The sequence below is a fragment of the Polaromonas sp. 39-63-25 genome, assembly GCF_002278925.1.
Classification (GTDB): Bacteria; Pseudomonadota; Gammaproteobacteria; order Burkholderiales; family Burkholderiaceae_C; genus Polaromonas.
Map to the genome: position 1 here is coordinate 225,060 of NZ_NCJH01000001.1, position 12,027 is coordinate 237,086.

Genomic DNA, 12,027 nt, shown 5'->3' on the forward strand with positions numbered 1-12,027 from the left:
TCGGTGAACAGACCGCCATTATCCCGCGCTGTGCAGCAAGCACGCCCTTACAGAGGCTTAGCGACTGTCCTTGCTGTCGCCGCCGGTCAGCGGCGCAAGGTCGGACGAGTAGGTGCGGTCACCGATGGCCATCTCACTGCTGTTTTGCCAGGCAGACTCAAAAGCCGCCAGCTCCTGCGCCGTCGCGCGTTCGTAGCGACGCAGGTTCGAGGCCCGCATCGCCTCGGGGCTGATGGCGTCCGGCGCGGCGGTGGCTTCGGCGCGCTGGGGATCGAAGCCCTTGAGCTCCTCGTTGACCCGCCAGTACACAGCCGGCACGCCCAGGCCATAACGGGCCAGTGCGTTTTTTCCGATGACGGCGCCCAACGCAGCCAGGTTTTTTTGCTGCCCCTGCTCGCTTTCCATGAAATCGGTGGACAAGTCCACCATCACGACGAAGCTGTGACCGCGCTTGTCGGCGCGTACGACCTTGAAGCGGTAGCTTGCACTGAGGATGCCCCGGCTTTCCATGGTGGCCTTGACCGAATCAAAAAGCATCTCGCGGCGAAACGCCATGCGTTCGTCGAGATTCATTTTGACGGGGCCAGTCTCCGGTCCCGAACCGCCTTCCTTGTGGCCCTGCGAGGAAGAGAATAAGTTTTGGAAGAACGACATGGCGTGCTGAATGTTGAATGACGTGTGCCAACCCTGTTGTCAATCTAGTTATGTTGCCTATGGTGTTGTCATGAGGGCTTTTCTGGGGGGAAGCCGCCCTTGACAACATAAGCATCGTATGCTTTTAGTTACAGCTTGTCATCTTCTGATACACGGTAATCTGACGGTACGCGGCTGTGACAAATGTCAGGAAACAGGTCCTAAGGCGTCAAAACCTGCATTTCAGTAAAACTTCTGGTTTAGCACCGCGCGTCGCCAGCCGTCGGTTTTCTCCGACATGGCAAAAAGCCTGCGCCCGATAGGTGGGGCGAGCGTCCTTGCAGATACTTGCCCATCAACTTCTGGAGGAAGCAATGTCTTTTGCGCTTTATATGGTCGGTTTCGCAATTTTTATGGGTGGTCTGGTCTGGGGGGCGTTCGAAGCCGGCGTCCCCCCTGTCTACATTGGCATCGGAGCGCTCGTGATTCTGGGCATAGGCATCTTCAGCGCTGTGGGCCGCACCCGCAGCAAGGATCCCTCTTGATGAAAAACCTGTTGGCGAATTGAGCTGGCAATGCTGGCGGGCCTTCCGCCACGGCGCCATCACAGGGGCGCCCATCGTGCCTGTCACGCCCCGCTTCGAGCGGGGCTTTTTTATGCCCCTGCGGGCAAGAGGCCGACACAGTCATGACGCAACAGTAGGCGCTGTCCCACAGCTTCATGCGGGCTGCACCGATACGGCACCCCCACCCACGGCCCAATGCTTGACCATCGCGGCGCCAATGGGCCGCGATGCCATCCCTCCCCTATCAACGCATCGGCTCTTGTTTGAAGGACACGCCATGAAACTCACCCACATCAGAACCTTTTCTGCCGCCGCAGCCGCGCTTGCCTGCATGAGCCCGGCATTGCTGATGGCCCAGATGGTTGACAACCCGTCAACCTACATCATGCCCAGCATCAGCGTGGTGGATCCTGATGACCGATTCAACGGCGGCAAGAATTTCAATGCGCTGGGCCTGCGCCTCGGTAAAGCGGTGTCGCCGTCATGGGACATCCAGGGGGGCGGCACGCTGGGCCGGTCGACCGAGAACGGCATCCGTTACGAGCAGGCCACACTGGGCGTCGATGCCCTGTACATGTTCAACCGCAGCAACTTCCGCCCCTTCCTGCTCGCCGGAATTGGCGCGCAGCGCGACAAACTGCCCACAGCCAGTGCCACCTCGCCTTACCTGAGCTTGGGCGCCGGCTTCCAGGTGGCCCTGTCCGAGCAGTGGTTCATGCAGGCCGACCTGCGCCGCAGCCGCGCTTACGTTCGCCACAACACCTTCGGCGCCGACCACCTCACGACCAATTCGCTGAACTTCGGCCTGAGCTACTACTTCGACAAGCCAGTGCGCACCCAGGTGGCGCAGTACACACCACCGCCGGCACCGGCGCCTGTCATGGCACCCCCGCCTCCACCGCCGGCCGCCGCGCCGGCACGCTTTGAGCGTGTGACCCTGTCGGCCACCGAACTGTTTGCCTTCGACAGCGCCCAGTTGCGCATGCCGCAGACCAAGCTCGACGAGATTGCACAGGTCCTGGGGGCCGGCCAATACAGTGGCAATGTCACCGTGACCGGCTACACCGACCGTCTGGGTTCGGACGCCTACAACCAGAAGCTGTCGCAGCAGCGCGCCGAAGCCGTGCGGAACTACCTGACCAGCAAGGGCGTGGCGGCCAATCGCCTGACAGCCGTCGGCAAGGGCGAAGCCAACCCGGTCGTCACCTGCAATGACCGCAAACGCACGGACCTGATCAATTGCCTGGCACCCAACCGCCGTGTTGAAGTCGAGGAAATCGTCATCGAGCGCCGCGTCAATTAAGCGGGCCTGACCACAGGAAAAGGGTTCCGGGATTCTCCCGGAGCCCTTTTTTTTGTCCCGTTGCCGTCATCAGGACGGCTTGGCGCCCAGGCCCATGGCTCGGGTGATCACTTCCTTCATGATTTCGTTGGTGCCGCCGTAGATGCGCTGCACGCGTGCGTCGGCATAGGCACGGGTGATCGGGTACTCCCACATGTAGCCGTAGCCGCCGAAAAGCTGCACACACTCGTCCATCACCTTGCACTGCAGGTCCGAGCACCAGTACTTGGCCATGCTGGCCGTCGCGGTATCGAGCTTGTCATCGGCGAGCAACTCGGTGCATTTGTCCACAAACACGCGTGCCACCTGCACTTCGGTCTGCAGCTCGGCCAGGGTGTAACGCGTGTTCTGGTAACTGGCCACCGGCTGGCCGAAGACCTTGCGTTCCTTCACATAGTCGACCGTCCAGCCGATCGCCGCCTGCGCCGCAGCGACCGCACCGATCGCGATCTGCAGCCGCTCCCAGGGCAGTTGTTCCATCAGGCAGATGAAGCCACGGTTTTCCTGGGCGGTACCACCCAGCAGGTTTTCCGCGGGAACACGCACATTGTCAAAAAACAGCTCCGAGGTGTCCTGCGCCTTCAGGCCCAGCTTCTTCAGGCGTTTGCCTACCGCAAAACCCGGCATGCCGCGCTCGACCAGCAGTAAGCTGGTGCCCTTGGCGCCGGCCGCGGGGTTGGTCTTGGCCACCACAACCACCAGGTCGGCATGCCAGCCGTTGGTGATGAAGGTCTTGCTGCCATTGAGCAGGAAGCTGCCGTCGGCCTGCTGGAGGGCCGTGGACTTGACGCCCTGCAGGTCGGAGCCGGCCGACGGCTCGCTCATGGCGATGGCGCCCACCATCTCGCCGCTGGCAAGTTTGGGCAGGTATTTTTTCTTCTGCGCCTCGGTGCCGTAATGCAGGATGTAGGGCGCCACAATCTCGCTGTGCAGGCCGTAACCGATGCCGGAAAAGCCCGCGGTGCTTAGCTCTTCCATCTGCACCACGGAATACAGCTTGTCGGCGCCAGCGCCGCCGTATTCCTCGGGCATGGTCATGCACAGGAAGCCGTTCTCCCCGGCCTTGTTCCAGACCGCGCGGTCCACATAACCCTGTTCCTCCCATAACGCGTGGAAAGGTGCAATTTCCTTGTCCATGAAGCGGCGAAAGCTGTCTCGAAAGGCCTCGTGGTCGCTGCTGAAAAGTGTGCGTTCGATCATGGGGTCACCTGTTGGAAGAAGTCAAAGAGTAAAAAGCAGATGGAGGGCTGAGCGTGGGGGCCATATTTATGCAAAGCATTTGCTTGGTGAAATGAATATACTCGTTCCTGCGGCTTTTCGGCGCAGAAACCGGCACCTCCCCTTGCCGGCACTGCCCTCCCCCCATTCAGCAGGAGCACCCCATGACCGAAGCATTCATTTACGACGCCATCCGCACCCCCCGTGGCAAAGGCAAAAAGGACGGCAGCCTGTACGAGGTCAAGCCGGTCAACCTGCTGGCCGGTGTGCTGACCGAGCTGCAGCGCCGCAACAACTTTGACACCGCGCAAGTCGATGACGTGGTGATGGGTGTGGTCTCGCCGATTGGCGAACAGGGCTCCGTCATCGCCAAGGTGGCTGCGCTCAAAGCCGGCTGGGACTTCCGCGCCTCTGGCGTGCAGATCAACCGTTTTTGCGCCTCCGGCCTGGAAGCCGTCAACCTGGCCGCGCAGAAGGTACGTTCGGGTTGGGAAGAGCTGGTGGTGGCCGGTGGCGTCGAAAGCATGAGCCGCGTGCCCATCGGTTCGGACGGCGGCGCCTGGGCCCAGGACCCGGAGACCAACAGTGCCACCGGTTTTGTGCCGCAAGGGGTTGGGGCCGACCTGATCGCCACGATTGAAGGTTTCAGCCGCGCCGATGTCGACGCTTTTGCGCTGGAGAGTCAGAAGCGCGCGGCCCAGGCCCGGGCGGCCGGCCATTTCGACCGCTCGGTCGTGCCGGTAAAGGACTTCCTCGACCAGACCATCCTGGCGCAGGACGAGTTCATCAAGCCGCACACCACGCTGGAAGGCCTGGCCTCGCTGCGGCCGGCTTTTGAACAGATGGGCGCCATGGGTTTCGACCAGGTCGCCCTGACCCGCTACCCGCAGGTCGAGCGCATCCACCATGTGCACCACGCCGGCAACTCGTCGGGCATCGTGGACGGCGCAGCGGCGGTGCTGGTCGGCTCCGAAGCCGCCGGAAAAATCCATGGCCTCACGCCGCGCGCGCGTATTGTTGCGGCGGCCCTCAGCGGCGCCGACCCGACCATCATGCTGACCGGCCCCATGCCGGCGGCTCGCAAGGCGCTGGCCAAGGCCGGCTTGGGCGTAGACCAGATCGACCTGTTTGAAGTCAACGAAGCCTTTGCCGCGGTGGTGATGCGTTTCATGAAAGAGATGAAGGTGCCGCACGACAAGGTCAACGTCAACGGCGGCGCGATCGCCATGGGCCACCCGCTGGGCGCAACCGGCGCGATGATTTTGGGCACCCTGATCGACGAGCTGCACAGGCGCAAGCTGCGTTACGGCCTGGCCACGCTGTGTGTGGGCGGCGGCATGGGCATTGCAACGATTGTGGAAGCCATTTAAACCCTGTCATGCCGGGCTTGACCCGGCATCCACAGCCCGCCGACATATGACATTCACCCAACATGGATTGCGGGTCGAGCCCGCAATGACAAACAGATGAAAACAATCAAGTACGAACTGACCGACGGCATTGCCACCCTCACCTTCGACGAGGAAGGCTCACCGGTCAACACCATGTGTGCCCAGTGGCAGAAAGACCTGACCGAAGCCACTGCACAGGTGGTCAAGGACAAGGACGCGATTCGCGGCATCGTGCTGGCGTCCAACAAAAGCACCTTCTTTGCCGGCGCCGATCTCAAGGCCACGATGCGCCTGAAGGCATCGGATGCCGCGGCGGTGTTCCAGGAAATCGAGCAGACCAAAAAGAACTTCCGCACGCTGGAGACCCTGGGCAAGCCGGTGGTCAGTTGCCTCAATGGCACGGCGCTGGGCGGCGGCTGGGAAGTGGCACTGGTTGGCCATTACCGTATTGCCGTCGATGACAAGAAAATCCAGTTCGGCCTGCCTGAAATCACGCTGGGCCTGATCCCCGGCGCCAGCGGCATCACCAAGATGACGCGGCTGCTGGGCCTGATGGGCGCGCAGCCCTATATTCTGGAAAGCAAACTGTTCAACCCGCATGAAGCGCTGGAGCTTGGCCTGGTGCAAGAACTGGTGCCGAATGCCGCCGCGCTGCGCCCTGCGGCGCTGGCCTGGATCGCGACGCATGATGGCGCCGCCGCGCCGGCGCACCACCCCTGGGACGACAAGAACTACAGGATGCCTGGCGGCACGCCGGCCAACCCCAAGATCGCCGGCATGCTGGCCGTGGCGCCGGCCGTGCTCAAGCAGAAAACACGCGGCCTGTACCCGGCCCCCGAATATGCGCTGGCCGCCATGGTCGAGGGTGCGCAGGTCGATTTCGACACGGCGCTGCGCATCGAATCGCGTTACCTGGCCCGGCTGATCGTGAGCCCGGTGGCCAAAAACATGATCAACACCTTCTTCTTCAACATGAACGCGATCAAGTCGGGCCGCTCGCGTCCGAAAGATGTCCCGCGTTACAAGCCGCAGAAAGTCGGCCTGCTCGGCGCCGGCATGATGGGTGCGGGCATTGCCTACGCCCAGGCCAGCCGCGGCATCAGCACCGTGCTCAGGGATGTGAGCCAGGACAAGGCCGATGCGGGCAAGGCCTACAGCGCCAAACTGACGCAGGCACGCGTGGACAAGGGCCGCATGAGTGTGCCCGATCAGGCGGCCCTGCTCGCGCGCATCAGCGCCACCGACAAGGTGGCCGACCTCGCCGGCTGCGATCTGATCATCGAAGCCGTGTTCGAGCGCCGCGACCTGAAAGCCAAGGTCACGCAGGAAGCGGAGCCCTTGCTGGCACCTGGCGGCTTTTTTGCGTCCAACACCTCCACCCTGCCGATCAGCGGGCTGGCCACGGCGAGCTCGCACCCGGACAAATTCATCGGCATCCACTTTTTCAGCCCGGTGGACAAGATGAAGCTGGTCGAGATCATCCGCGGCAAGCAAACCGACGACGACACCGTGGCGCGTGCCTTTGACTATGTGCAGGCCCTGGGCAAAATTCCGATTGTGGTCAACGACTCGCGCGGTTTTTATACCAGCCGCACCTTCGGCACCTTTGTGATGGAAGGCGCGGCCATGCTGGGCGAAGGCATTCCCGCGGCAGCAATTGAAAACGCCGGCATCCAGTGCGGCATGCCGGTGGGCCCGCTCGCCGTGCTCGACGAAACCGCGCTCTCACTGAGCGTGCATGTGCTGGACCAGACCCGCGCCGACTACGTGGCCGAAGGCAAGACCTACATCGCCACGCCAGGCGAGCTGATCGTCGAGCGCATGGTCAAGGAGTTCGACCGCAATGGCCGGGCCGCAGGCGCCGGCTTCTACGACTACCCCGAGGAAAAAGGCGCGAAGAAAACCCTGTGGCCTGAACTCAAGCCCCTGTTCGAAAAACCCGATGCGGCCTGGGCCATCACCGACCTGAAAGACAGGCTGCTGTACCGCCAGGCCGTGGAGACCGCGCGCTGCCTCAGCGAAAACGTGCTGACCAGCGTGCACGACGCCAACATCGGCTCCATCTTCGGCATTGGTTTTCCCGCCTGGACCGGCGGCGCGATGCAGTTCATCTACAGCATGGGCGTGGACGCCTTTGTGCAGCGCGCCGGCGAACTGGCTGCCCAGTACGGTCCGGGTTTTGCGCTCAGCGACGAGGTCAAGGCCACGATCAGAAAGCACCAGCCGGTTTATTGAGGGTTGATTGCGCTGCGAGGCCGGCCAGCAGGCCGGCTTTCTGCACCTTGCCCAGCGCGGTTTTGGGCAAGGCCTCGCAGAACACGATGCGCTTGGGGTGTTTGAAGCGTGCGAGCCGGCCCTCGAACAGTTGCAACACCTGCGCCGCGTCGAGATCCGCGCCGGGGGCTTTCACAATGACGGCAACCACCACCTCTCCCCAGCGCGCATCGGGCTGGCCGACCACCGCGGCTTCCAGGATCTGCGGGCAGTCGGCCAGCAGGTTTTCAATCTCGGCCGGGTAGACGTTTTCGCCACCGGAGATGATCATGTCTTTCGAGCGTCCCACCACCTCGTGGAACCCGGCGTCATCGCAGCGCGCCAGGTCGCCGGTGTGAAACCAGCCATCGGCAAAAGCCGGGTTGTTGTCATCGGCCCAATAGCCACACATCACATTGGGCGCACGTACGCAGATTTCACCGACCTCGCCCGGGGCCACGGTTTCGCCCTGCGTGTTGACTAGCTTCACGTCCACATGCAGCCCGGCCTTGCCCGCCGCACCGACGTGCTGCATCGCATCGGCACGGCGCAGGTAGATGGAGACCGGGCCGGTTTCGGTCGCGCCATAGACCTGGCCAAGCGGCACGCCGCGCGCATGGATGGCCGCAATCATTGAGGCCGGAATCGTGGACGAGCCCGCTGCCAGAAAACGCAAGGATGAAAGATCGGCTGAAGCGAAATCCGCATGGTCCAGCACCGCGCGCAAGGTGGCCGGCACCATCAGTGACAGCGTGGGCCGCCGCCTGGCCACATCGGCCAGCCAGGCCGCAGGGTCAAAACGCGCGTGCAGGGTCACGGTTGCACCGGCATGCAGGGCCGGCAGGGTCTGGATGCACAGGCCGCCGACATGAAACATCGGCAGCACACTCAGCACCTGGTCAGCCTGGGTGAGATCATGCGCATGGGCGGAAATCACGCAGTTCCAGATCAGGCCGGATTGCGTGTGCAAGGCGCCCTTGGGCCGGCCGGTGGTGCCCGAGGTGTAGACCAGCAGCACCGGCGAGGCGTACTCCCCCGCGAGGACGCCGGCGTCGGCATCGCCGCCGCCATCCGCGGCCAACCCGGCGGCAGGCAGCAGGCGGCAGCCCTGGACCGCGGCCAGCGCGGCAGCCGCGCCGGCGTGGGCGCTGTCGCTGACCAGCAGGCTCACCCCCGCATGACCAAGAATGGCCACCTGTTCGGGTGCGGCCAAGCGGTAATTGAGCGGCAGCAGAATTGCCCCGACGCGGGAAAGCGCAAACAGCAGCACCAGCAGGGCCGGGTCATTGAAGCCCAGCCAGGCCACCCGGGCGCCCGGCTGCACACCGGCAGCCAGCAACACCCCGGTCGCGCGTTCAATACGCTGCCACAAGGCGGGATAGGTAACGTCTTCCCCCGCCGCATGGATTGCCACCTGCTGCGGCGAAAACTGCGCGTGCCGCTTTATGATCTGCGCGAGGTTCATTCCGATCCCGGCTTACAGCACGGCCTGTTCGTCCTGTTCACCAGCCTCGTAAAGGCATTCACGCCCGAGCCGGTCGATGCAGAGTTCCGCGGTCCAGGGCAGCATCAGCGAGCCGCAACGCGAATCGCGGTACATGCGCTCCAGCGGCAGGGTCTTGAGCATGGACTGGCCGCCGCAGGTGCGCACCGCCAAGCGGCAGATCTCGTTGGCGTTTTCCATGATGGTGTAGTGCGCCGCGTACAGCCCGAGACGGATTTCCTTGGAAGGATCGACGCGGGCGGCGCGGGCATTCTGCAGAAAGATGGCGCGCGTCTGCTCCAGGCGCACCTTCATTTCCGCGACCGCGATCTGTTTGGTCGGGTACATGCGGCGCTTGACCGGCGGCGTGCCGGGAACCTCGCCGCGCAGGTACTGCACGGTGAAGTCGTAGGCTGCCTGGCAAATGCCCATGTAGGTCGGCGACAGGGTCGCAAACATGTGCGGCCAGCGCAGCGCAGCCTGGGCATACAGGCCTTCGGGAATCAGGCGCTCGACCTCAGGCACAAACACGTCCTGGAACACCAGTGTGCGCGACACCGTGCCGCGCATGCCCAGCGGGTCCCAGTCGCCGGTCACACTGACACCGTCCGAGTTTTTGTCAACTGCCAGGTAGAGCGAATCGCGCTGGGTCGCACCTGGCTTGTCCAGCGTGCACAAAATGCCGTAGTAGTCAGCCGCACCAGCCAGCGAGGCAAAAATTTTCTTGCCGTTGACGATGTATCCGCCTTCGACCTTTCGGGCCAGGGTGCCGAAAGGCGCCTTGCCGGCGGCTGCGGCACCACCTTCGGAAAACGGCTGCGAGTAGACCTTGCCCTGCTTCACCACCCGCTCGTAATGCACCTTGCGGTGCGCCTCGTGGTTGGCACGCTGCTCGGGCGTCATGTCGAGGTCGTCGGCGATGAAGCCGGTCCACATGGTGGAGCTCACATGCATGTTCAGGGTCAGCGCGGTGGCGCCGCAATGCCGGCCAATTTCTGCGGCGGTCATCACATAGGTGGCGAAGTCGGCGCCCCAGCCGCCGTGTTCTTCGGGCACACAGATGCCAAGCAGGCCGGCTTCGCGCAGGTCGGCGTAGTTCTCGAAGGGGAAGACCGCATCGCGGTCAATCTGCTGAGCGCGTGGCGCGAATTTTTCGCGCCCGAGACGGGCGGCGATGGCCAGCAGTTCGGTCTGCTTGGGCGTGAGTTCGGTGTAGTCGCCGGCAATCGAAGGCGGCAGGTAGCGGGCGGCAGGAGGTGGGGAGACAGGCAGTGCAGACATGGGTCGGTTCCTCGGGTCGGGTCAGGGCAGAAAATGTTGTTTCAGAAATGTCAGGACAGCGTGGTTGAACAGCTCGGGCTGCTCGATGTTGGCGATGTGGCCCACCTGCGGCAGGCAGACGTAAGCCGCGCCGGGAATGCGGCTGGCCATTTTTTCGACCACGGCGGGCGGCGCGTTGAGGTCCAGCTCACCGGCCAGGCACAGGGTGGGCACGGCGATGTTGCCCAGCGCAGCCAGCCGGTTGAAGGACACGATGGCCGACAGCGCGGCGCGGTAACTTTCCGCGGGGACGCGGGCCATCAACGCGGCGGCTTCGGCGATTCGCGACGGCTCGGCACCGGGTGCAAACATGGTCGGCACCAGTTGGTTGGCCAGGCCCGCCATGCCCAGCCCCTGGTCCAGCGGCGCAAAACGGCTCTGCAAAAACTGCTGCTGCCAGGCGCCATCGGCCTTGCCGAAAGCCGGCGAGGTGCTGTAGAGAATCAGGCCGTGCACCAGCGCAGGATGCAGGGCCACCAGTTCCTGCGCAATCATGCCGCCCATGCTGTGCCCCAGCAGCACATTGCGCCTGGCGCCCACGTGGGTTATCAGGTTTTTCAAGGCATCGGCCAGCAGCGCGTTGGTGCAGGGCGACAGGGGTGCTGACGCGCCGTAACCCGGCATGTCCCAGGCTACCGTTCTGAAGCCCCCACTCGCCAACACCGGCTGGTTGCGCGCCCAGGCTTCCTTGCCGCCACCCACGCCGTGCAGCAGGAACACGGCGGTGTCGCCCTCCCCCTGCTCAAAATAAGCCGGCATTCCCATGGCTCAGGCCAGCTCGCCGGTCAGTTGCCCGGCGTCCACGATCACCTGACCGTCCAGCGCTACGGTGCAGCCCCGCAATGGCAGATCGAAATGCCCCAGCGTGTGACGCCCCGCCACCTCGTTGGCGCCTGTCGAATACAGGAAGTTGCCCGCAAAGGCACGCAGCTCGGTGCCGTTGAAGTCCTTCTTGTCGTACAGGGCCATCGCATCCCAGCGCGCCTTCGGGTTCATGCCCCAGCCCACATGCGAGACGGCGTAGGCTTCGCGGTCGCCCCAGGCGGCCCAATAGCTGCGCATCAGGTCGGCATCCACATGCTGGCCGGCAATGTCGGTCACAAAGTCGTTTTCAATCGTCAGCACCACGGCTTGTTCGAGATAACGTTTGAAGGTCAGGTTGACATCGCCGGGGGCCAGCACCAGCCGGCCGTTGACACTGCCCTGGGCCGGAAAGGCCAGGCACAGGCCGCCCGGCCAGTGCGAGATGGTGCCGGGCCGGGCCGTGTAACCCCAGCCGCCGCCGGCCTGCGCCCCGACCAGCGAGATGGTCAGGTCGGTGCCCGCGGGCGAAGTTACACGCATGGCCTTGGCGTTGCGCAGCCGCTTGATGCCGGCCTTGACCTTGGGCTCGAGCGCCGGATCGGGCAGGCAACGCTCGAGGATTTCGGGGTGTTCGTTGGACACCATGAGCACGCGCGCGCCGCCCTTCAGAATGTCGGGCAGCTCGGCCGCGTGCAGCAGGCCCTCCACAGTCAGGTCGGCCACAAAGGTGCTGGCTGCGAGGGCCTGCACGACAGGCGCGAGCTGGGCTATAGCGTCCGAGGCGCCGGTCGAACGCACCGGCACCGGCGCGGCCAGCCGGGGCGTGGCCAGCACCAGGTGAAAGGCCCGCGCACCGAGGCGCGCCAGCGCCAGCTCGGCAAGCTGCACATTGACCGGCCGCGACTGCGTTTCGGACAGGATGGCCGCCGTATCGCCTGCCTTGACGCCACACAGCGCAAAGGTCTCGGTAAAGCAGTCAATCCATTTGGCTTCGATTCGTTCCTGCAGCATGAAAAC

Annotated in this window: 10 protein-coding genes; 4 read left to right on the forward strand and 6 right to left on the reverse strand. The window is 63.9% G+C overall.

Annotation, left to right across the window (positions count from 1 at the left end):
- Positions 1-57 precede the first annotated feature (57 nt).
- A complete protein-coding gene (locus B7X65_RS01090; RefSeq protein WP_293592147.1) occupies positions 58-573 on the reverse strand; it encodes a hypothetical protein in 516 nt (171 codons plus the stop codon).
- Positions 574-1,007: 434 nt separating this feature from the next.
- Between B7X65_RS01090 and B7X65_RS01095 the strand changes: the two genes are divergently transcribed.
- Both B7X65_RS01095 and B7X65_RS01100 read left to right on the forward strand, forming a co-directional pair.
- Positions 1,008-1,178, forward strand: a complete 171-nt coding sequence (locus B7X65_RS01095; protein ID WP_293592148.1) for a hypothetical protein — start codon at positions 1,008-1,010, stop codon at positions 1,176-1,178.
- 298 nt (positions 1,179-1,476) lie between these two features.
- Positions 1,477-2,502 carry an OmpA family protein gene (locus B7X65_RS01100; protein WP_293592149.1) on the forward strand — a complete coding sequence of 342 codons (1,026 nt, stop codon included), beginning with the start codon at positions 1,477-1,479 and terminating at the stop codon, positions 2,500-2,502.
- Positions 2,503-2,571: 69 nt separating this feature from the next.
- Here the strand turns inward: B7X65_RS01100 and B7X65_RS01105 are convergent, their stop codons facing one another.
- Positions 2,572-3,741 (reverse strand): acyl-CoA dehydrogenase family protein, encoded by a 1,170-nt coding sequence (locus B7X65_RS01105; RefSeq protein WP_293592150.1) that lies wholly within the window; start codon positions 3,739-3,741, stop codon positions 2,572-2,574.
- A gap of 182 nt (positions 3,742-3,923) precedes the next feature.
- On the opposite strand from B7X65_RS01105, the gene B7X65_RS01110 reads away from it, so the two are divergent.
- Both B7X65_RS01110 and B7X65_RS01115 read left to right on the forward strand, forming a co-directional pair.
- The gene (locus tag B7X65_RS01110; protein ID WP_293592151.1) at positions 3,924-5,129 is read left to right on the forward strand and encodes an acetyl-CoA C-acetyltransferase; all 1,206 of its coding nucleotides are present in this window, start codon (positions 3,924-3,926) and stop codon (positions 5,127-5,129) included.
- Between the two features lie 96 nt (positions 5,130-5,225).
- The gene (locus B7X65_RS01115) at positions 5,226-7,385 is read left to right on the forward strand and encodes a 3-hydroxyacyl-CoA dehydrogenase NAD-binding domain-containing protein (protein WP_293592152.1); all 2,160 of its coding nucleotides are present in this window, start codon (positions 5,226-5,228) and stop codon (positions 7,383-7,385) included.
- On the opposite strand, the gene B7X65_RS01120 is transcribed toward B7X65_RS01115, so the two are convergent.
- The 4 genes from B7X65_RS01120 to B7X65_RS01135 are packed head-to-tail and all read right to left on the reverse strand — an operon-like array spanning position 7,360 to position 12,021.
- Positions 7,360-8,868 carry an AMP-binding protein gene (locus tag B7X65_RS01120; protein ID WP_293592153.1) on the reverse strand — a complete coding sequence of 503 codons (1,509 nt, stop codon included), beginning with the start codon at positions 8,866-8,868 and terminating at the stop codon, positions 7,360-7,362. The genes B7X65_RS01115 and B7X65_RS01120 overlap by 26 nt on opposite strands.
- A 12-nt stretch (positions 8,869-8,880) precedes the next feature.
- Positions 8,881-10,167 (reverse strand): acyl-CoA dehydrogenase family protein, encoded by a 1,287-nt coding sequence (locus B7X65_RS01125; protein WP_293592154.1) that lies wholly within the window; start codon positions 10,165-10,167, stop codon positions 8,881-8,883.
- 21 nt (positions 10,168-10,188) lie between these two features.
- The gene (locus tag B7X65_RS01130; RefSeq protein WP_293592155.1) at positions 10,189-10,971 is read right to left on the reverse strand and encodes an alpha/beta fold hydrolase; all 783 of its coding nucleotides are present in this window, start codon (positions 10,969-10,971) and stop codon (positions 10,189-10,191) included.
- A gap of 3 nt (positions 10,972-10,974) precedes the next feature.
- The gene (locus tag B7X65_RS01135; RefSeq protein ID WP_293592156.1) at positions 10,975-12,021 is read right to left on the reverse strand and encodes a peptidase M29; all 1,047 of its coding nucleotides are present in this window, start codon (positions 12,019-12,021) and stop codon (positions 10,975-10,977) included.
- Between the last annotated feature and the right edge of the window lie 6 nt (positions 12,022-12,027).